Raw genomic sequence first — 19,076 nt, forward strand, 5'->3', positions numbered from 1 at the left:
GTCACATACAAGCCGTACCCGCCGCGCCCCGCCGTTCAACGGTGCACGCGGCGGGTGTAGATCACCCCACCTGATTAGATAGAGAAGAGAACCACATGGGCAAGGCAACCGGTTTTCTCGAGTTCGAACGCCGCCACGAGGCGTACGAAGCTCCGCTCACGCGTGTGAAGCACTACAAGGAATTCGTCGCCGCGCTGACCGACGACGAAGCGAAGATTCAAGGCGCACGTTGCATGGACTGCGGCATTCCGTTCTGCAACAACGGCTGCCCGGTGAACAACATCATCCCGGACTTCAACGACCTGGTGTTCCATCAGGATTGGAAGAACGCGATCGAAGTGCTGCACTCGACGAACAATTTCCCCGAGTTCACGGGCCGCATCTGCCCGGCGCCGTGCGAAGCGGCCTGCACGCTCGGCATCAATGACGACCCGGTCGGCATCAAGTCGATCGAGCACGCGATCATCGACAAAGCCTGGGCCGAAGGCTGGGTTGCGCCGCAGCCGCCGAAGCACAAGACCGGCAAGAAGGTCGCCGTGGTCGGTTCCGGCCCCGCTGGTTTGGCCGTCGCGCAGCAACTCGCGCGCGCGGGGCACGATGTCACCGTGTTCGAAAAGAACGATCGCATTGGTGGTTTGCTGCGTTATGGCATTCCCGACTTCAAGCTGGAAAAGTGGCTGATCGATCGCCGCATGCGTCAGATGGAAGCCGAAGGCGTGACGTTCCGCGCGGGCGTGTTCATCGGCAAGGCGGATTCACTGCCGGCGCATATCGGCAACACGGCGAAGGAAACTGTGTCGCCGGAGCAGTTGAAGGAAGAGTTCGACGCCGTGGTGATCGCGGGCGGTTCGGAAACGCCGCGCGATCTGCCGGTGCCGGGCCGCGAGCTGGAAGGCATCCACTACGCGATGGAATTCCTGCCGCAACAGAACAAGGTCAATGCCGGCGACAAGGTCGCGAACCAGTTGCTCGCGAAGGGCAAGCATGTGGTCGTGATCGGCGGCGGCGATACGGGTTCGGACTGCGTGGGCACGTCGAATCGCCATGGCGCGAAGAGCGTCACGCAATTCGAATTGCTGCCGCAGCCGCCGGAAGAAGAAAACAAGCCGCTCGTGTGGCCGTACTGGCCGATCAAGCTGCGCACGTCGTCGTCGCATGACGAAGGCTGCTCGCGTGATTGGGCAGTCGCGACCAAGCGCCTCGAAGGCAAGAACGGCAAGGTCGAGAAGCTGATCGCGGCGCGCGTCGAATGGAAGGACGGCAAGATGCAGGAAGTGCCGGGCTCCGAATTCGAAATGAAGGCCGATCTGGTGCTGCTCGCCATGGGCTTCACGCAGCCGGTGTCGCCGGTGCTCGAAGCGTTCGGCGTCGACAAGGATAATCGCGGCAACGTGCGTGCTTCGACCGAAGGCGAGAAGGCGTATTACACGTCGGTGGACAAGGTGTTCACCGCCGGCGATATGCGCCGCGGTCAGTCGCTGGTGGTGTGGGCGATTCGTGAAGGCCGTCAGTGCGCGCGTTCGGTCGACGCGTTCCTGATGGGGCATTCGGAACTGCCGCGCTAAACGTCTCCTGTCCGGTTTTCGTGCTGAGGCATGAGAGCCGGCAACTGCTTGCAGGAAGAGGTGGAGACGACAATGTGCCGCGTGAGCGGCGCATCAAGCGGTGAAAAAACAAAGCCGGGCACCTGAGAGGGTGACCCGGCTTTTTAACTTCAGCGTGCAGCGGCGCTATGTGCGTGGTTTACCGTACCGCCCCAACGTCAGCCCATCAAGATCGATCTCCGGCTTGCGGTGTGTGATCAGATCCGCGACCACACGTCCCGAACCCATCGACATCGCCCAACCCGTCGAGCCGTGACCGAGGTTCAACCACAGTTTCTCCACGCCGGACGGACCGAGCAGCGGCGCGCCGTCGGGTGTCATGGGACGGCGGCCGACCCAAAAATGCGCGGAAGTCGGATTGGCCGCGTGCGGGAACCAGTCGCTTAGCACTTTCATAAGCGTTTGCAAGGCCTGTTCGCGCAAGGTGGTCTGCCGATTACCGAGTTCCGCAGTGCCGGCTACCCGCAGGTTGTTGCCAAAACGCGTGATTGCCGTCTTCAGCGATTCGTCCATCAACGCGCCGCGCGGGGCTTTTTCTTCGTCGGTGACGGGCAGCGTCGCGGAATAGCCTTTTACCGGATAAAGCGGCACCTTCACGCCGAGCCGCGCGAGCAACCCCGCACTGTCGACGCCCAGCGCCACCACCACGGCATCCGCGTACAGCATCTCCGCGCCGCGCTCGCTCTCGATACGCACTGCGCGCAACGCCCCGCCTTGCAGATCGAGCGACGTCACCCGCGTGTCCAAACGGAAGCGCACGTCATTGCGTTCACAAATGGCGCGCAGTTCGCGCGTGAAGCGGGCGCAATCGCCGGCTTCGTCGTCGGGCAGATAGAGCCCCGAGAGCGGCGCCTGACGCGCCCAACTCAAACCCGGCTCGATTTCCACACACTGCGCCGCGCTCACTTCCCGATGCGCGATACCCGCGTCGCGCAACACGGCGAGCGCCGGCTGCGCGAGTTCGACGTCGTACTCGCTGCGGAACAACTGCAGATAGCCTTGGCTGCGGGCGTAGTCGAACGGATAGCAAGCGCGGAATTCGTGCAGACAGTCGCGGCTGTAGTAAGCAATGCGCTGCATACGCTGCTTGTTGACGCGAAACCGTTCGAGATCGCATTCATGCAGCCAGCGCGCGATCCAACGCCATTGAGCTGGATCGAAGGTCGGGCGGAAGATCAGCGGCGAGGCCGGCTTGAACAGATATTTGAGGATCTTCGCCGGCATGCCGGGCGCGGCCCAGGGTGTTACGTAGCCTGGCGCGATCACGCCCGCGTTGCCGAAGCTGGTAGAGAGCGCGACGTCCGGTTCGCGCTCGATCACGGTGACTTCGCAGCCCTGCTGGCGGAGGTAAAAAGCGGTGGCGACGCCGATCACGCCGCCGCCCAGAACAATCGTTTTCATGTGTGTGACTGCGGGTTCAGGCGGCAGGCTGGGTCGCGCCGAGCACCTTGCCCTTGGTTTCGGGCAGACACAACGCGGCGACGATCACAAGCAGATAGCCCGAGCCGGCCACGATGCCCATCGCTTTCACCAGCGTCATGGTTTGCGACAGTGTGCCGACCAGAATCGGAAAGAACGAGCCGAGTCCACGCCCGAGGTTGTAGCAGAATCCTTGTCCCGAACCGCGTATTGCATTCGGATAAAGCTCGGACAGGTAAGCGCCCACGCCCGCGAAAATCCCTTGCACCACGATGCCGAGCGGAAAACCGAGCGCGAGCATCATGCCGTCGGTGATCGGCAGCATGGTGTAGAACATGCCGAGCACGAACGAGCCGATCGCGAACAGCACGAACGACGCGCGCCGGCCGATCTTGTCGCACAGAATCGCGCCGACGATATACCCCGTGAATGAACCGACGATCAGCACGATCAGATAGCCGCTCGTGTTGAACACAGACAGATGCCGCACGGTCTTCAGATAGGTCGGCAACCACGTGGTGATCGCGTAATAGCCGCCGAGCATGCCGGTGCACAGCACGCTGCCGAGCAAGGTGGTTTTGAGGTGAGCGCCCGAGAAGATCTGCAGGAAATGTGACGTATCGAAACCGCTCTCACGAGCCCGGCGCGTTTCGAGAAAGATCTCCGGATCGCTCACATTGCGACGAATGTAGATGATCCATGCAGCGGGCAGCAGGCCGATCCAGAAGCAGGCGCGCCATGCGTACTGCTCAGGCAGCAACGCAAAGAAAGCCCAGTAAATGATCGCCGCAGCCGCCCAGCCGAACGACCAGCTGCTTTGCACGGTGCCGACCGCTTTCGCGCGATGCTGAGGCGAACGAATGGTCTCGGCCATCATGATCGTCACGACCGACCATTCACCGCCGAAGCCGATGCCTTGCAGCGTGCGCGTGGTGAGCAACTGCCAGAACGAGTGCGTGAAGCCGGACAGAAAGGTGAACAGCGCGAAGGTGGCGATGGTCCACTGCAGCACGCGGATGCGGCCGTAGCGGTCGGCGAGAATGCCGGCGAGCCAGCCGCCCACCGCCGACGAGATCAGCGAACTGGTGGCGATCATGCCGGCTTCGCTCTTTGTCATGCCCCACGTCGCGATCAGCGTCGGAATGAGGAAGGAGTAAATCATGAAGTCGAAGGCGTCGACCGCGTAGCCTCCGAAGCCGGCGTATAGCGTGCGGCGTTCGCGCTGGGTCAGTTCGGTGAACCATTGGAGAGAGGGCATGTTTTGTTGTGGTCTCCAGGGCTTGTTGGCCTGCCATCGGCGTGAATGTGGGGTGTTTGTATTCTACGGGGATGGGGCGTTGTGCGGCCAGTTGTGGTCAAAAATGGCAGGTAACGGTAAGAAACCGATAAGAGATGAAAAGCCGGAGAAATCTGCGCGAGGGAAAGGCAATGTCGCGGCCTGGCTGACGATCGCGCTGTTCGGCGCGATGCGCGCGGGCCGCTTTTTCCTTACCAACTACTACCGTGTAACCCAAACGATATCGAGCATGGTTAAACTGCGCTCGCAGCGCCGATGCTGCGACTTATCCACTCACGCCCGCGCCAGCCACGCCGAATGCCCGCTCCCGCAAAAACCTGCTCGCCATTCCGACGCTCCGCGAGCACTTTTCCGCGGACGAGCCAACTGTCGGACGAGGCGCCGCCGGCCTCGCGCCGGACTTTCCTGAAGCGCTCAGCCAGCGTGCTGCTGATCTCCGGCATGGGCAGCTCGCTGCTGTCCGCGTGCGGCGGCGGCAACCTCGACGCTGATCAGCCCGCCACGCCGCGCCTTGCGTCGGTCGACAACTTCCGCGATCTGGCGGGCGCGGCCGCTGGGTATCCGACCGTCGACGGCAAACAGCTGCGCCGGGGCGCGTTCTACCGCGCGAACGCATTGACGCTCGACACCACCGACCAGGCCACCATCGACCGGCTCGGCATCGCCTCAGTCTACGATCTGCGCACGCCCGGTGAAATTGCGCGCATCGCCGATATCCTGCCGAGCGGCGCGACCACCCAGACGCTCAACGTGCTCGGCATCACTGACTTCGTCACGCCGAACGTCGAGACGGCGGGCGCCGCCGTCGCGTTCATGGAATCGCAGGCGCGCGGCTACGTCACCGGCGCCGCCCAGCGCGCCGCATACGGGGCGCTGCTGACCAGTCTCGCCGACGGGCCAGGCGCGCAACTCTTTCATTCCAACGCGGGCAAGGACCGCGCCGGCTGGGTCGCGGCGCTCCTGCTCAGCATTGCGAACGTTCCGCTCGACGTCATCGTGCAGGACTATCTGCTGAGCAACGCCTATCTGGCGCCGTCGATCGAAACGCAAACCGGCAGGTTGCGCGCGCAGGACGGCGACGCCATCGCTGCGGCTGAAGCGCCGCTGATGAATGTCCAGGAAAATTATCTGCAGGCCGGATTCGACCAGGTGCAGGCGATTTACGGCACGATGGTGAGCTATCTGACGCAAGGTCTCGGCGTCTCGCAGACGACCATCGATACCTTGCACAGTCGCCTGGTGGTTTGAGGCGCCACAGCCGCAAACTAGGCGTTCGACACGCAAAAAGCCGGCCAAAAAAAAGTCCGCCCTAAATGACGGGGCGGACAGAGAAGGGCGGCATCGAGGTTGCCGGAAGCGACTATAAAGCCCCCGCGCCTGCGATGGTTCATCCAGTAAGGGCGCGTAAGCGTCGCCCAACTTCTCTCAGGTCAACGCCGGCACCGCCGGCAATTCGATCCGCACTTCCAGACCGCCCTGCGCGTGATTACGCACGTGACAGCGTCCGCCGCGATCGTGCGCGAGCCGTGCGACGATCGCGAGGCCGAGGCCGCAATGGCCCTCGCCGCCACGCGCCGCGTCGAGCCGGACAAACGGCTTCATGGCTGCGGCGATGCGGTCGTCGGGAATGCCGGCGCCGTGGTCGCGCACGCTGATTACCCAATGGCCGTCGGTGCGGGCGGTGGCGATATCCACCGGCGGCGCGCCGTGTTCGAGCGCGTTGTCGACGAGGTTCGTGACCAGCCGGTCGAGCAGCGTGCGCGGCAGCCTGAACGCCGAGCCGGCGCGCAGATCGAGAGTGAAGAGCGGTGCTTCGGTGCTGTCGCTGGCGGAGAACTGTTCCTGCAGGAAGTCGTCTACTTCGACCGGCGGCCCGGCGTCGGCGGACTGTCCCGCGAATTCGAGAAACTGCTGAACGATGTTGGTGAGCGAGTCGACGTCGCGGATCAGACCGGCGCGCTCGTTCTCCGCCACCAATACGCTCGCGCGCAGCTTCAGGCGCGTGAGCGGCGCCTTCAGATCGTGCGCGACGCCGGCCAGCATCACCGCCTGGTCGTCGCCCGCTTCATTCAGGCGCCGCATCATGTCGTTGAACGAACCGATCAGATCGCGCAACTCGCGCGGGCCTTGCACCGTCACCGGTTCCGGACGGCCGCCCGAGCCGAACGCACGCGCGGCATCGGCGACGCGCGAAAGCGGCCGCTGCATCTGCCAGACCGCCAGCAGCGAGAGGATCAGCGCGGCGAGCAGCATCGAGATCGACTCGATCAGAAAGCGCGGGCGCGGCGGCACATCGACCGGCACCACGACCCAGTTCGGCTTGCCGGGAAACAGCACCCATAACTGCGGCGGGCGCAGGTCGTCGACGGCGATCTGCGTGCCGGGCGGCAGATTCTCGCGCAAGTGCCGGCTCAGGTCTTCGAGCGGACGCTGCGTGGGCGTGTGTAGATGCACGCTCGCCGGCATGTTCCAGGTGGGTACGAGATGGACGCGCATGGCGGGCGCGAGCGCGGCGCCTTTCATCGGCTCGCCGTTGACGGCTTGCAGCACCAGCAGGATGCCGCGCGCGAAGCCGTCGATTTCGTGGCGCGGCGGCTGCATCACCACGAGCACGAACCAGCCGGCCTGAATCGCGAACAACACGGCCGCCGAGAGTAACGCCATTCTGCCGAACAGCGTGTTCAGCGGGTTTTTCATGCGCTTGAGGCGGCCTCGTCGGCGAAGGGCGTGCCGTCGGCGTCGGGCACGAAGACGTAGCCTTTGCCGCGCACCGTCTGCACGTAGCAGGGGTTCGACGGGTCGTCTTCGATCACGCGGCGCAGGCGCCAGATCGGGACGTCGAGGCTGCGGTCGCGGAAGGCGAGGTTGTCGCGATGCACGAGATCGTGAATCAGCACGCGCGACAGCACCTTGTACGGATTGTTGACGAAGATCTTCAGGAGCGCGAACTCACTGTCGCGCAGCGCCAGCTTCGAGTTGTCGCGGCACAGCGAACGGGTGGCGAAGTCGAGCTCGAACGGGCCGAAGCGATACGGCTTGCGGGCTTCCGGCGCACTCGTGGTGGACGGCCCGCGCCGGCGCAAAACCGTGTGGATGCGGGCGAGCAATTCGCGTGGATCGAACGGCTTGGTCAGGTAGTCGTCCGCGCCGAGCGAGAGCCCGACAATGCGGTCGGCCACCGTGCCGCGCGCCGTCACGAAGATCACCGGAATGTCGTCGCCGGCGGCGCGCAGCGCGGTGAGCGCGCGCAAGCCGTCGGTGTTCGGCATCATGATGTCGAGCACGACGACGGACGGCCGTTCGCGTTCGAGCCGGCGCTGGAGATGTGTGCCGTCGTGGAGCACGGACGCGTCGAAGCCGTTCGACTGCAGAAACTTGCAAAGCAGATCGCGTACGACCGGATCGTCGTCGACGATAAGGACCTGTGGATTCATGCTGAAATTTTAAGCTGACGCGCGCGGCGCGCGGCCGACTGTTTTCTTACCAACGCTTACGGCAGGCCGCGCCGCTTCGGCCGGCTCGCTTGTCAGGCCCGCTTGTCAGGCCCGCTACGCAAGGCTCGTGGGATATTTCAGCCGCCTCATATTGGGCAGCGCACGCGGCGGCGCCGAATTCGTTTCGCATCGCCAACATTCCTCGCAGGAAAGAATTTGCACGTATCTGGAACCGGTCGAAACAGGTCGGAACGGGTCGTAAGAACCGCCGGAAAGCGCGCTTTGCTTCGTGCATCGGCATGGCGCGGCCGCGAGATGATTCGTCGGCAGCACGTTGCGCCGCATGCTGAATCAGCCTAACGCCTTGGGCCCACGGGAGGCGGCGTGAAATCGAAACCTAGCGCCACGCGAGGCTCATCATGACCGTTCCCAGCAATCTCTCTTCAACCCGCTTTTCTTCTCTAGCGCCGACGCCGCCGGCCGAAAGACCCGCCGCCGCCAACAACCCGGGCGCCGCCACGCCGACGCGAGAGTCTGGCGCTCAGACACCGCCGTCGCTGCCCACCGGGCTGGTCGGGCACCACGTCAATACGACCGCCTGACGTACCGAGGCCCACGTGTCGACTCCGAGAATTCTTCACCGCTTGATGCGTGTCGTTGCGTGGTTGACGCTCGGCGCGGCGCTGCTGCCACTGGGTGGCTGCGCCGTCGCCGCGCTGCCGTGCCGGCTGACTTCGGCCACGCTGAAAATCATCCCGGTCGTGGGCCATGCCGCGGCCTCGCCGTTCGACATGTGTTCATCCGCCATCGACTGAATCATGACACTGAAACGGATTGCCTGGGTGCTGGCGTTGCTGGGCGGCGTGCTGTCATCGAGCGCGCAAGCGCGGCCGCCTGCGCGCGACGCAAGTGCTGCGGGCGCCGCATCGAAAGAGCCTTCCGCCGATGCGCGGCGCCGCTCGCAAGACGCGCCATTCGCGTTCCGTGGCATCGCGCTCGGCATCACGCTCGACGAATTCCGCGCGGGCTCGAGCGTGCGGGCGACGCCGCTCGGCAGCGTGCCGGTCTGCGAGACGGACGTGCAAGCGGGCGCGCTCGGCATGCGGCTCAAGTCGCACGACAGTCTGACGGTGGCCTGCCGCTGGGCGCATCGCGCGGACAACGGCTGGGCGGTGTCGCAAGCGGTGGTCGACGGCGCGCCGGCGCTGGAGCACGTGCTGCGCTTCGCGCGCGTGGACGGCCAAAGCGCGCTGCATCTGTACGAGATTTCTTTCGTGATCGACGAGATCACAGCCGAAGATTTGCGCGACGCACTCGCGGACCGCTACGGGCCGCCGCGTCTCGCGACGCCGAACGTGTCGGCGACGGGCGCGATGCCCATGTACGTGTGGGAAAACGCGGTGAGTTCGATCACGTTGTGCTTTCTGCCGGGCACGCGCAACGGCACGCTCACCTATCTGCTGAGGGGCTCGGATGCGTGGGTGAAGTCGGTCGTGCGGCAATGGCAGGCAAGCGGCGCGGAGGCCGGTTGATGAGCACCGATGAGTGCGGCCGCGAGGCCCGTTTTCAACAAGGAGCATGCATGACTGCGCTACGTCTGGCTGTCGCGCTAGGTGCGGCGGCTTGCCTTGCGGCTTGCGCGAGCCACCAGCAAAGCTCGATCGTCGATACGCCGATGGCGCCGCCGCTCGCCTCGGCGCCGCTGAACGTCAATACGCAAGGCGCGATCTATCAGGCGGGCACGCCGCTGCTGCTATACGAAACACCGCGCGCCCAGCATATCGGCGACGTGCTCACCATCCGCCTTGCGGAATCGTACAGCGGCAACAACAGCGCGACCGCTGCGGCGAGCCGCTCGAGCAGCATCACCGCCGACGCCGCCGATCATTCCACCAACGCCGCCGCGCGGCTCGCGCGACTGTTCAACATCGGCTCGGCGAGCACCGAATACAAAGGGCAGGGCAGTCTCACCGACGTCAGCGGCATGAACGGCACGCTCGCTGTCACCGTGATCGGCACCATGTCTACCGGCAATCTCGTAGTGTCGGGCGAGAAGGTGATCGCAATGAGCGGCAACCGCGACCGGTTGCGCCTGTCGGGCATCGTCAATCCTAAGGATATCGAAGCGGGCAATTACGTGGCGTCGAGCAAGGTGGCGAACGCGCGCATCGAACAGGCCGGCGTGGGCATGGTATCCGACGCCACGACGATGGGCTGGCTGCAGAGAATGTTCATGAGCGTGCTGACGTTCTGAGCCGTCGGCGCGCTACAGGTCCGAGACGCAAGCGACGCATAAAGTGGACAGTCCATCGCACTTCACGCACCCGTCAGGCGCTGCGTTCAGCCGCGCCCATTTCACCGTCCGGCACGAACACATAGCCGCGTCCCCACACGGTTTGCACATAGCGCGGCTCGGAAGGGTCCACTTCGATCAGCCGGCGCAAACGCCAGATCGACACGTCCAGGCTGCGATTGCGATGCACCTCGCTATTGCCGTGCAGTTTCTCCAGCAACTGCGCGCGCGTCAGCACGGTCATCGCGTGGCTGACGAATACCTTCAGCATGGCGAATTCACTCGAACGCAGCGTGATGCGCTCGCCGTCCCGGCGTAATTCGCGTGCCGGGAAATTCACTTCGAAACGGCCGAAGCGGTACGGCGCGCGCTGCTCCGGCGCGCTCGGCGCAATCGTCCCGCGACGGCGCAGCACGGTGCGAATCCGCGCGACCAGTTCGCTCGGTTCGAAGGGCTTGCCGAGATAGTCGTCCGCGCCGAGTTCGAGGCCGATCACGCGATCGATCGGATCGGAGCGCGCGGTCAGCAGAATCACGGGGATGTCGTCGCCGGCCACGCGCAAGGCGCGCAGCGCGCTGATGCCGTCGAGCTCCGGCATCATGATGTCGAGCACGATCAAGGCGGGCCGTTCGTCCTGCAAACGACGCTGCAGCGCCAGGCCGTTCTGGAGCGTGTCGACTTTGAAGCCGCGCCCTTGCAGATAGCCGCTGACGAGCTCACGTACGACGGGGTCGTCGTCGACGACGAGAATGGATTGGTTCATTCAGGTCATCTTAGAGAAGCACGCGCGCGGAGCAAAGCGCGTAACGCTTTCGAATCCTTTCCCGTGTAAGAGATGGCAAGACCCCGCGTGGCTAGTTCGCCTGCGAGGTCTGGATGGTCTGCAGCGGCTGCCGCGCGAAGTCGGTTCGATCGACCACCATTCGCTCGATCAGCCCGTTGAGCTTGGTCGACGCCGAAGAGAAGCGATCGGTGTTCAGGCCGCCGGTCTGATAGCGGGCGGTGACGAGAATGCGGCCGTTCTGGATCAGCGTCAGGTCGATGATCGACAGATACTGGATCGTCTCGTCGCTGAACGAGCGGCGACCATAATCGATTGCGGCGTTATAGACGAGGCGCGCCTCGCAGCCGGCGGGCGAGGTGCCCGGATTGTAGACGTCCGAACGAATGCCGCGCCGGTCGAGTGCGAGTTGCAACGCCGGCACGAAATCGCCCACCGACACGTTCTGATTGACTTCGATGCAGACGTTGCTGACCTCGGCCGGCCTGCCGTTGACGAAGGTCGGCGACGAATAGTTCGCCGCGATCGCGTAGCCCGCCTGAATGACGGAGCCGGTGGCGTCGGCGGCCTGGATCAATGTCCAGGCGCAGCCGTTCAGGCCGACCGCCAGCGTGGCGGATACGGTGAGCCACGCGCAGGGACGCCGCAACGTGACCCACGCGGCCCGTGGGGCTCGCGTGAAAGCATAAGCGCGCATGCTCGGCACGAAGGTCATGAGGCGGCGCCAGGTGGCGGTTGGTGGAGGCGGTGAGTCACGGCGAATCACCTCGGGTAACTGCAATCAGGATCACGCTCAGCGCGTGACGCGCAGACGCAGTTCGTTTTGCCCCTGCACATTCGCCGTGACGCTGACGCGACGCTCGGCGGTGGTGACGATGAAATGCTGGCGCGTCGGCGTGTTGACGTCATGCACGACGTTCGGGAAGCAGGCAGCGATATCGGCGCCGAATTCCTCGAGCGGATCGGTGACGACGCCGTCGGCTTGCCAGTGCGCGCGCCAGTGGCAATCGTAGGCGTGCGTGTTGGCGCGGCAGTCGTCGGCGCTTGACGTGCCCGGCAATTGCGCGGCGGCCTGGGTTTGCAACTGCCGGAAATCAGCGGCGTCGACGATATGTTTGAGCGCGGGGCAAACGTCGGCCGGCTCGTTGGCCAGATTGGCTTGGGCTGCGTGCGCAACGCTCGTGACGAGCAGCGCGGCGCCGAGAGCTAGCGCCAGGCGCTGGGTCAAAGGATGGGAGCGGCGATCGAATGACATGGACGGAGACTCCAGTAGCGATGAATGACGTGGGGCAGGACCGGGTACGGCCCGCACGGCTATCGTCGCCGCTGGGAGGCGTTTCCAAAGCGCGGAACAGCCAAGGCGCTTCGCAAATGCTTTCGAACTCTTCTCGCGTGTTTCGGGATGTTGCGGTGTATTGCGCTGGGAGCAAACGAATGCGGGAGCGGCCGCTGCGATCCGGTGTGGCTGAGTGAGGCAGTTCGCCTGTCACTCAACCAAGCGTGAGACCACCGTCCACATGAATCACCTGGCCGGTGATATGACGCGCTTCATCGGAGAGTAGAAACGCGATCAGCGCAGCGACATCCGCGGGTTCGGCGACATGCCCGAGCGGCGTCGCCTGCGCGGCGCGAGTCCATACCGATGCATTATCGGCACTCGGCCCGCGATCTTTACGGGTATAGCCGGGCGCCACGCAATTGACCGTCACGCCATGCGGTGCAAGCTCGGCGGCCGCGGTTTTCGCCAGCGATTCGAGCGCCGCCTTCGCAGCAGCCGTCGCGGCAAACGGCGTATCCGAGCGATAGCGATGCGCGACGAACGAACTGAGCGCGACCACGCGGCCGCGCTTAGAGGTTTCCAGCGCGGGCGTCGCTCGTTTGACGAGCGACGCGAACGCCGCCGGCATCGCCGCGAAGGCTGCGCTTAGCGCGTCGGGATCGAGCGCATTCAGCGTTTGGCGCTGCGCGTGTCCTGCGTTGGCGACCAGTTGATCGAGTGCGCCGAAGCTCGCCAGCGTTTGATGAATCACATGTTCCGCAGCGCCGCGTTCGGCAAGATCGCCGAACACCGTCGCGCAGCGCGCACCGTTCGCGCTGCAGTCGGCGGCGACTTGCGCGAGCCGTTCACGCGCTTCCTGATCCGCGCCGCGTGCGTGCAACATCAAGGCCGAGCGTGGCGCGGCGATGCGTCTGGCCAATGCCGCGCCGATGCCGGAGCCCGCGCCGGTGATCAGCACGACGCGCTCGAATCCTGCGCTGCCCGCGTCGTTCAGGTCGCTCACGCGGCTCACGGTGGTCATGCCGCGACCGCTTCGCCCGAACGCTCGACGTCGAGCGTCTCGTCATGGAACGCGGCCAGCGACTCGCGATGCGCGACGCTGACAATCGCCGCCTTCGGCAGCCGCTCTGTGAACAGGCGATACAGACGCGCTTCGTTCTCCGCGTCGAGCGCGCTGGTGGCTTCGTCGAGGAACAGATAGTCCGGCTTGTGCAGCAGCACGCGAGCGGCGGCGAGGCGCTGTTGCTCGCCCGGCGACAGAATCCGGGTCCAGTGTCCCGTTTCCTGCAAACGGTCCGCGTATTCCGACAGATGGCAGACGACGAGCGCTTCGCGGCATTCGTCGTCCGTGTAGGTGTCGGCGGCGGACGGATAGGCGAGCGCCGCTTTGAGCGTGCCGATCGGCATGTAGCTGACCTGCGGAATGAACATCATGCGCGCGTTGACCGGGGCGTCGATCGAACCATCACCGAACGGCCACAAGCCGGCGAGCGCGCGCATCAGCGTGCTCTTGCCCGAGCCCGACGGGCCGCGCACCAGCCAGCGCGAGCCCGGCTGAATCGCGACATCGCGAATGCGCGACAACGGATTGCCGTTGGGCAGGGCGAGCTTGAGGCCGTCGGTGGAGAGCTTGTCTTCGTCGACGAAATGCAGATTGATGCCGCCATGCGCGGTAGCCGGAGAGACCGATTCCTTCAAACGCGGCGCGTGCACGACGCGCTTGAATTCACGCAACCGGTTCACGGTAGCGCGCCATTCGACCAAAGTGCCGTAACTGTTGATGAACCACGAAAACGAATCGCTGACGGTGCCGAAGGCGCTGGAGATCTGCATCAGCACGCCGAATGTGAAGGCGCCGGCGAAGTAGCGCGGCGCGGCGACCACCAGCGGAAAGATGATCGCGATCTGGCCGTAGAAGCTCAGCACGAAGGTGAGCCGCTTGGTGTACTTCATCACCTGCCACCAGTTGTCGCGGATACGGCCGAACAGCGAATGCGCGTTCTTCTTCTCGGTCTCCATGCCGTTATAGAAGGCGATCTGTTCGGCGTTTTCACGCAGACGGATCAGGCCGAAACGGAAATCCGCCTCGACTTTCTGCGCCTGATAGTTGATCGGCACGAGCGGATGGCCGACCTTCTGGATGATCAGCGAACCGACCACGGCGTAGAGCGCAGCGGCCCACACCATGTAGCCGGGAATCTCGATCGGCATGCCGCCGAGCGAGATGGTCAGCGCGCCGGCCAGCGACCACAGGATCGTGATGAACGACACCAGCGTGACGACGGTGGACAGCAGGTCGAGCGTCAGCGAGAGCGTGCTGGTGGCGAACGACTGGAGGTCGTCGCTGATCCGCTGGTCGGGGTTGTCGGCGAGGCGGTCGCGCTCGATCCGGTAGAAGGCGCTGTCGTTCAGCCACTCGTTCAGGTAGCGCGTGGTCAGCCATTGGCGCCAGCGAAAGCCGAGCATCTGGCGCAGGTAACGGCCGTACACCGCGAGAATGATGAAGCCGAACGCGAGCCCCGAGAACACCATCAGCAGGTGCGGGAAGTCGTGCACGTTCTTGGTTTGCAGCGCGTTGTAGAAGTCGGCGCTCCAGCGGTTCAGCCGTACGTTGATCCACACCACGAGCAGATTCATCACGATGATCGCGATGAGCAGGCCCCAGGCCGTTTTTCGTTCTTCGGAAACCCAGTAGGGTTTGATCAGGCTCCAGGCGGAGACTTTTTCGTCCGGCGGCAGCACGGGGCTGGCAGAGGTATTCGGTGTCATGAGCATCCTGAAGTAGTGCTGGCCCATCGGGGTGGCCCATTGGGGCTGACCCCGTTCGGGCAGCTCGTCTGCGGGCTGCCCTGCGGCGGGTTTGCGGTACATGCCCGGGCGTCGTGCTCGACGAACGCACGCCTGAGTGAGCGTCAGATTCTGGCGTGAAGCCCTTAAGCGAAAATTAATTTGCGCCGCGAGGCCCCGCGCCGCTGCAGTTGCGAACACGGCGGGACGGCGTGCAGCCCGCGCCGCGTCCGTGCGGCGTCCTGTGCTGGCATTGTGCCAGAGCGCCGCCTTCGGCCGCATTGATAACGTGAAAGATGGTGTCGGATCAAATCGCGTGCGACGCGGCCAGCCGCTGGTTTGCGGGCGCCGCGCCTTTTATGGTCTAATGACCTTCGACGAAACAGGGGTGCTTCGCGCACAGGCGGCATGATTTTCATGGCGCGGCGGCGAGGCTGAGAGACACCCTTTGCACCCGATCCGGGTAATACCGGCGCGGGAAGTTTCCGGAAGCAGCCAGTCTTCCATTCCCCGCCGGGCAGCGTCCGTCATTGGATCGCGCATCGCCCGGCCGGCCTCACCCGCCGGTTTCGTCCTGGGTACGAGCGTTTTGTTGCCGTACGGAAAGGACTCGATGACCGCCTATTCTTCAGATATGTGTTTTGCCCTTCGTCACGCCGCCGTCGGCGCGCCGTGCTTCAGCTTTGCTTGCCGTCCTGAAACGGAGTGTGCGCGATGACGCGTTCTGCACAACCCGATTTCGCCGTCCTCGGCGGTGGCCTGTGCGGGCGGCTGGTGGCGTGGCGGCTTGCCGGTCAGGGGCATCGCGTGGCGCTCTATGAACGTGGCGATGCCGCCGGCACGCAATCGGCCGCGTGGGTCGCCGCGGCGATGCTGGCACCGCTCGCGGAAGCGGCCAGTGCCGAACTGCTGATCACGCGTCTCGGCGCGAGTTCGCTCGATACCTGGCCGCAAGTGCTGGCCGAACTTCCTGAGCCGGTGTTCTTTCAGCGCAATGGCACGCTGGTCGTCTGGCATCACGCCGACCGCACCGAAGCGCCGCTATTCGAACGCCGGGTGCGCTCGAACGCTCCGGATGAATTGCTGGACGGCGGCTTCGTCACCCTGGCGGGCGCGCAGCTCGGCGCCGCCGAGCCTGCTTTGGCGGGCCGTTTCAACCAGGGCTGGCTGCTGCCGCGTGAAGGCCAACTGGACAACCGTCAGGTGCTGACCGCGCTGGCCGCGGGCCTCGCGCAACGCGGCGTCGACACGCACTGGAATACGCCGGTCGACCAGCGTGCGCTGCCGCCCGCGCGTATCACAATCGATTGCCGCGGCCTCGGCGCGAAGTCCGTGCTGCCTACGCTGCGCGGCATTCGTGGCGAAGTCGCGCGCGTGCATGCGCCCGGTATCAAGCTGACGCGGCCGGTGCGGCTGCTCCATCCACGCTATCCGCTCTACATCGCGCCGAAGCAGGACGATCTCTACGTGATCGGCGCCACCGAAGTCGAAGGCGAGGACATGTCGCCGGTCAGCGTGCGCTCCGCGCTCGAACTGCTGAGCGCGGCGTTTTCCGTGCATCCCGGCTTCGGCGAAGCACGCATCCTCGAACTGAATTCGCAGTGCCGCCCAACTCTGCCGGACCACCGTCCGGCCTTGCTGTGGGACGGCGCGCAGACACTGCGCGTGAACGGCCTGTACCGGCACGGCTACATGATCGTGCCCGAAGTCGCCGACGAAGCCGTGCGCTTCGCCGCGGCGCTGCTCGACGGCCGCATCGGCGACGCCGATGCCTTCGCCGACTGGCAGCGCGACGCGCGCTGGAGCGAGCTTTTTCAACTGGACTCCGCGCGGGAGCCGGCATGAGCGTTGCGCGACCCGTCATGACTCAGACGAGCGCTGCACGCCACGCCGCTTTCGCCATCGACTGAAACGTATTCGAACACCATGGACATTCATATCAATCAGAAGCCGTTGTCGCTGCCCGAGGGCGCGACTGTCGCGGACGCGCTGACCGCGTTCGGCGCGCGTCCGCCGTTTGCGGTCGCCTTGAACGGCGACTTCGTGGCGCGCACCCAGCACGCGGCGCGCGCGCTGCAGGCGGGCGACAGGCTCGATGTCGTGCAACCCGTGGCTGGCGGCTGAACGACTGCCCTGCATTGCCTGAAACGCCGGATTGCCGGAGACAAAAGATTATGCAAATGACTTCCCCAAAAACTGCCGACGCGCTCACGCTCTACGGCCAGACTTTCGCGAGCCGCGTGCTGCTCGGCACCTCGCGCTATCCGTCGCTGCAATCGCTGTCCGATTCGATCGACGCCGCGCGGCCCGGCATGGTGACCGTCGCGCTGCGCCGGCAAATGAACGAAGGCGGCGCGGAAGCCGGCTTCTTCGACCTGCTCAAGCGCCACGGCGTACCGCTACTGCCGAACACGGCCGGCTGCCTGACCGTCGGCGAGGCGGTGACGACCGCGCATATGGCGCGCGAAATCTTCGAAACCGAGTGGATCAAGCTTGAACTGATCGGCGACGACTACACGCTGCAGCCCGACCCGGTCGGCCTGATCGAAGCGGCCGCGCAATTGGTCAAGGACGGCTTCAAGGTGCTGCCGTATTGCACCGAAGACCTCGTGATCGGCCGCCGTCTGCTGGACGCCGGCTGTGAAGCGCTGATGCCGTGGGGCGCGCCGATCGGCACCGGCAAGGGCGTGATCAATCCGTATGGCCTGCGCGTGTTGCGCGAGCGTCTGCCGGACGTGCCGCTGATCGTCGACGCCGGTCTCGGCGTGCCGTCGCACGCGGCGCAGGTGATGGAATGGGGCTTCGACGGCGTGTTGCTGAACACCGCGGTTTCGCAGGCCACTCATCCCGACGCGATGGCGCGCGCTTTCGCGCTGGGCGTCGAAGCGGGGCGCCAGGCTTTTCTGGCGGGGCCGATGGCCGAGCGCGAAAGCGCGCACGCGAGCACGCCGGTGGTCGGCATGCCGTTCTGGCATCAAGACGGGAGCGCCGCATGACGCAGACGTTGACATTGAAAGACCGCGACCTGTTCTGGCCGCCCGCCGACGAACTCACCGAAGCCGCCGAGCGCATCCGCGCCCGGCTGGGCGACTGGCCGCCGACGCATGCGCCGTGGCGCATCTGCCTGACCGCGCCGGACGAGCCGAACGGCGGCGATCTGATCGTGATCGCCGACGCGCAGCAGCATGGCGAGCAGATGGCGCGCTGGCTGGTGCGGGGCGCTGGCGTGATTGAGGCCGCCGAGGACAAGGCCACGCTGCATCTGGGCGGCGAAAAATACCGCCTCGAAGGTCATCTGGCGGAAGACTGGATTGCCGCGCTGGCGGCGTTCCTCGACTGCGGCTTCGATCCGCATGACGCGCTGGTGCTGGCGCTGGCCTGGCGCGACGGCGACGAAACCCGTGCCGACGACGCCTTTCCCGCCGATCTCAGCCATTTTCCGCGTCTCGCCGGCTTGCCTGACGCCCCTGCGCAGGCGTTCCCGCGCTGCCCGGACCGATTGGGCCTGTATCCGGTGCTGCCGACGGCGGAATGGGTCGAACGGGTGGTCGGCTTCGGCGTGAAGACCGTACAGTTGCGACGCAAATCAGCCGAACCTGCCGATGAGCTGAAGCGTGAAATTGCCCGCTGCGTGGCCGTCGGCCGTCAGCACGACGCTCAGGTGTTTATCAACGACCACTGGCAGGCCGCACTCGACGCCGGCGCCTACGGCGTCCACCTCGGCCAGGAAGACGTGCACACGGCAGACCTCGCGGCGCTTGCAGCGGGAGGCATCCGCTTGGGCCTGTCGACCCACGGTTTCTACGAGATTCTGAAGGCGCTGCATTTCCGGCCAAGCTACATCGCACTGGGCGCGGTGTTTCCGACCACCACCAAAGTCATGCCGACCGCGCCGCAGGGCCTCAGGCGTCTGGCCCGCTACGTGCGCCTGCTCGACGGCGTCGTGCCGATGGTGGCAATCGGCGGAATTGACCTGCAGGTCCTGCCTGACGTGCTGGCGACGGGTGTCGGCTGCGCGGCCGTGGTGCGGGCGGTGACGGAAGCGGCGGATCCGGCCGCCGCAGTTTCTGCACTGCAGCAAGGGTTTACGCGATAATCGTCATGATTGGTTAAGGGACAGGGCACTCTCACGGCAACTTTTGCACGGTGGCCCTATAATTCGCCTTCCGTGTAAAAGGACTG

General features: G+C 65.0%; 18 protein-coding genes and 1 riboswitch. Of the genes, 9 read left to right on the top strand and 9 right to left on the bottom strand.

All coding sequences use genetic code 11. The features are described from left to right. Nucleotides 1-95: 95 nt before the first annotated feature. A complete protein-coding gene (locus tag B0G73_RS26570) occupies nucleotides 96-1,565 on the top strand; it encodes a glutamate synthase subunit beta (RefSeq protein ID WP_106284166.1) in 1,470 nt (489 codons plus the stop codon). 165 nt (nucleotides 1,566-1,730) lie between these two features. Here the strand turns inward: B0G73_RS26570 and B0G73_RS26575 are convergent, their stop codons facing one another. Together B0G73_RS26575 and B0G73_RS26580 are read right to left on the bottom strand one after the other, a co-directional pair. Then, the gene (locus tag B0G73_RS26575; RefSeq protein WP_106284167.1) at nucleotides 1,731-3,005 is read right to left on the bottom strand and encodes a D-amino acid dehydrogenase; all 1,275 of its coding nucleotides are present in this window, start codon (nucleotides 3,003-3,005) and stop codon (nucleotides 1,731-1,733) included. Nucleotides 3,006-3,021: 16 nt separating this feature from the next. Continuing rightward, entirely contained in the window at nucleotides 3,022-4,281 is a 1,260-nt protein-coding gene (locus tag B0G73_RS26580; protein WP_106284168.1) for an MFS transporter, read from the bottom strand. Nucleotides 4,282-4,617: 336 nt separating this feature from the next. Here B0G73_RS26580 and B0G73_RS26585 point away from each other — a divergent pair, with 336 nt between their 5' ends. Continuing rightward, a complete protein-coding gene (locus tag B0G73_RS26585) occupies nucleotides 4,618-5,568 on the top strand; it encodes a tyrosine-protein phosphatase (protein ID WP_106284169.1) in 951 nt (316 codons plus the stop codon). A 177-nt stretch (nucleotides 5,569-5,745) separates the two neighbouring features. Here the strand turns inward: B0G73_RS26585 and B0G73_RS26590 are convergent, their stop codons facing one another. Together B0G73_RS26590 and B0G73_RS26595 are read right to left on the bottom strand one after the other, a co-directional pair. Then, nucleotides 5,746-7,017: an ATP-binding protein gene (locus B0G73_RS26590; RefSeq protein WP_106284170.1), complete on the bottom strand. Its 1,272-nt coding sequence runs from the start codon at nucleotides 7,015-7,017 to the stop codon at nucleotides 5,746-5,748. After that, complete coding sequence (locus tag B0G73_RS26595; protein ID WP_106284171.1) at nucleotides 7,014-7,754, bottom strand: response regulator; 741 nt, start codon at nucleotides 7,752-7,754, stop codon at nucleotides 7,014-7,016. Before B0G73_RS26595 ends, B0G73_RS26590 begins: the two co-directional genes overlap by 4 nt. Nucleotides 7,755-8,401: 647 nt before the next feature. On the opposite strand from B0G73_RS26595, the gene B0G73_RS40155 reads away from it, so the two are divergent. Genes B0G73_RS40155 through B0G73_RS26615 form a run of 3 tightly spaced genes read left to right on the top strand, consistent with a single transcriptional unit; the run spans nucleotide 8,402 to nucleotide 10,008 of the window. Continuing rightward, a complete protein-coding gene (locus B0G73_RS40155) occupies nucleotides 8,402-8,569 on the top strand; it encodes a DUF6726 family protein (protein WP_308706150.1) in 168 nt (55 codons plus the stop codon). Nucleotides 8,570-8,572: 3 nt separating this feature from the next. Continuing rightward, on the top strand, nucleotides 8,573-9,286 hold the full coding sequence (locus B0G73_RS26610; protein ID WP_106284174.1) for a hypothetical protein: 714 nt from the start codon (nucleotides 8,573-8,575) through the stop codon (nucleotides 9,284-9,286). A 50-nt stretch (nucleotides 9,287-9,336) separates the two neighbouring features. After that, on the top strand, nucleotides 9,337-10,008 hold the full coding sequence (locus B0G73_RS26615) for a flagellar basal body L-ring protein FlgH (RefSeq protein WP_106284175.1): 672 nt from the start codon (nucleotides 9,337-9,339) through the stop codon (nucleotides 10,006-10,008). 73 nt (nucleotides 10,009-10,081) lie between these two features. Here B0G73_RS26615 and B0G73_RS26620 read toward each other — a convergent pair whose 3' ends face one another. The 5 genes from B0G73_RS26620 to B0G73_RS26640 form a co-directional block, all read right to left on the bottom strand. After that, nucleotides 10,082-10,810: a response regulator gene (locus B0G73_RS26620; RefSeq protein ID WP_106284176.1), complete on the bottom strand. Its 729-nt coding sequence runs from the start codon at nucleotides 10,808-10,810 to the stop codon at nucleotides 10,082-10,084. Between the two features lie 91 nt (nucleotides 10,811-10,901). After that, nucleotides 10,902-11,543: a hypothetical protein gene (locus B0G73_RS26625; protein WP_106284177.1), complete on the bottom strand. Its 642-nt coding sequence runs from the start codon at nucleotides 11,541-11,543 to the stop codon at nucleotides 10,902-10,904. Nucleotides 11,544-11,621: 78 nt separating this feature from the next. Next, nucleotides 11,622-12,083 carry a hypothetical protein gene (locus B0G73_RS26630; protein ID WP_106284178.1) on the bottom strand — a complete coding sequence of 154 codons (462 nt, stop codon included), beginning with the start codon at nucleotides 12,081-12,083 and terminating at the stop codon, nucleotides 11,622-11,624. Nucleotides 12,084-12,318: 235 nt separating this feature from the next. Beyond that, complete coding sequence (locus B0G73_RS26635; RefSeq protein WP_106284179.1) at nucleotides 12,319-13,128, bottom strand: SDR family NAD(P)-dependent oxidoreductase; 810 nt, start codon at nucleotides 13,126-13,128, stop codon at nucleotides 12,319-12,321. Next, the gene (locus B0G73_RS26640; RefSeq protein WP_106284251.1) at nucleotides 13,125-14,876 is read right to left on the bottom strand and encodes an ABC transporter ATP-binding protein/permease; all 1,752 of its coding nucleotides are present in this window, start codon (nucleotides 14,874-14,876) and stop codon (nucleotides 13,125-13,127) included. Before B0G73_RS26640 ends, B0G73_RS26635 begins: the two co-directional genes overlap by 4 nt. Nucleotides 14,877-15,268: 392 nt before the next feature. After that, nucleotides 15,269-15,392: riboswitch (TPP riboswitch) on the top strand. A gap of 216 nt (nucleotides 15,393-15,608) precedes the next feature. Here B0G73_RS26640 and B0G73_RS26645 point away from each other — a divergent pair. From B0G73_RS26645 to thiE, 4 genes are all read left to right on the top strand, one after another. Further along, the gene (locus B0G73_RS26645; protein WP_106284180.1) at nucleotides 15,609-16,739 is read left to right on the top strand and encodes an FAD-dependent oxidoreductase; all 1,131 of its coding nucleotides are present in this window, start codon (nucleotides 15,609-15,611) and stop codon (nucleotides 16,737-16,739) included. 81 nt (nucleotides 16,740-16,820) lie between these two features. Then, nucleotides 16,821-17,018, top strand: a complete 198-nt coding sequence (gene thiS / locus B0G73_RS26650) for a sulfur carrier protein ThiS (RefSeq protein ID WP_106284181.1) — start codon at nucleotides 16,821-16,823, stop codon at nucleotides 17,016-17,018. A 56-nt stretch (nucleotides 17,019-17,074) separates the two neighbouring features. After that, nucleotides 17,075-17,890, top strand: a complete 816-nt coding sequence (locus B0G73_RS26655; RefSeq protein WP_106284252.1) for a thiazole synthase — start codon at nucleotides 17,075-17,077, stop codon at nucleotides 17,888-17,890. Continuing rightward, on the top strand, nucleotides 17,887-18,990 hold the full coding sequence (gene thiE / locus B0G73_RS26660; protein WP_106284182.1) for a thiamine phosphate synthase: 1,104 nt from the start codon (nucleotides 17,887-17,889) through the stop codon (nucleotides 18,988-18,990). The genes B0G73_RS26655 and thiE overlap by 4 nt, the downstream gene beginning before the upstream one ends. The last annotated feature ends 86 nt before the right edge of the window (nucleotides 18,991-19,076 follow it).

The organism is Paraburkholderia sp. BL25I1N1, assembly GCF_003002025.1.
Lineage (GTDB): Bacteria > Pseudomonadota > Gammaproteobacteria > Burkholderiales > Burkholderiaceae > Paraburkholderia.

Bases quoted from the DNA above. Each gene is read 5' to 3' on its own strand.
- B0G73_RS26610 (WP_106284174.1), top strand. From the start codon at position 8,573: ATGACACTGAAACGGATTGCCTGGGTGCTGGCGTTGCTGGGCGGCGTG.
- B0G73_RS26615 (WP_106284175.1), top strand. From the start codon at position 9,337: ATGACTGCGCTACGTCTGGCTGTCGCGCTAGGTGCGGCGGCTTGCCTT.
- B0G73_RS26580 (WP_106284168.1), bottom strand. From the start codon at position 4,281: ATGCCCTCTCTCCAATGGTTCACCGAACTGACCCAGCGCGAACGCCGC.
- B0G73_RS40155 (WP_308706150.1), top strand. From the start codon at position 8,402: ATGCGTGTCGTTGCGTGGTTGACGCTCGGCGCGGCGCTGCTGCCACTG.
- B0G73_RS26595 (WP_106284171.1), bottom strand. From the start codon at position 7,754: ATGAATCCACAGGTCCTTATCGTCGACGACGATCCGGTCGTACGCGAT.
- B0G73_RS26590 (WP_106284170.1), bottom strand. From the start codon at position 7,017: ATGAAAAACCCGCTGAACACGCTGTTCGGCAGAATGGCGTTACTCTCG.
- B0G73_RS26645 (WP_106284180.1), top strand. From the start codon at position 15,609: ATGACGCGTTCTGCACAACCCGATTTCGCCGTCCTCGGCGGTGGCCTG.
- B0G73_RS26620 (WP_106284176.1), bottom strand. From the start codon at position 10,810: ATGAACCAATCCATTCTCGTCGTCGACGACGACCCCGTCGTACGTGAG.
- B0G73_RS26585 (WP_106284169.1), top strand. From the start codon at position 4,618: ATGCCCGCTCCCGCAAAAACCTGCTCGCCATTCCGACGCTCCGCGAGC.
- B0G73_RS26655 (WP_106284252.1), top strand. From the start codon at position 17,075: ATGACTTCCCCAAAAACTGCCGACGCGCTCACGCTCTACGGCCAGACT.
- B0G73_RS26635 (WP_106284179.1), bottom strand. From the start codon at position 13,128: ATGACCACCGTGAGCCGCGTGAGCGACCTGAACGACGCGGGCAGCGCA.
- B0G73_RS26575 (WP_106284167.1), bottom strand. From the start codon at position 3,005: ATGAAAACGATTGTTCTGGGCGGCGGCGTGATCGGCGTCGCCACCGCT.
- B0G73_RS26570 (WP_106284166.1), top strand. From the start codon at position 96: ATGGGCAAGGCAACCGGTTTTCTCGAGTTCGAACGCCGCCACGAGGCG.
- thiE (WP_106284182.1), top strand. From the start codon at position 17,887: ATGACGCAGACGTTGACATTGAAAGACCGCGACCTGTTCTGGCCGCCC.
- B0G73_RS26640 (WP_106284251.1), bottom strand. From the start codon at position 14,876: ATGACACCGAATACCTCTGCCAGCCCCGTGCTGCCGCCGGACGAAAAA.
- B0G73_RS26625 (WP_106284177.1), bottom strand. From the start codon at position 11,543: ATGACCTTCGTGCCGAGCATGCGCGCTTATGCTTTCACGCGAGCCCCA.
- B0G73_RS26630 (WP_106284178.1), bottom strand. From the start codon at position 12,083: ATGTCATTCGATCGCCGCTCCCATCCTTTGACCCAGCGCCTGGCGCTA.
- thiS (WP_106284181.1), top strand. From the start codon at position 16,821: ATGGACATTCATATCAATCAGAAGCCGTTGTCGCTGCCCGAGGGCGCG.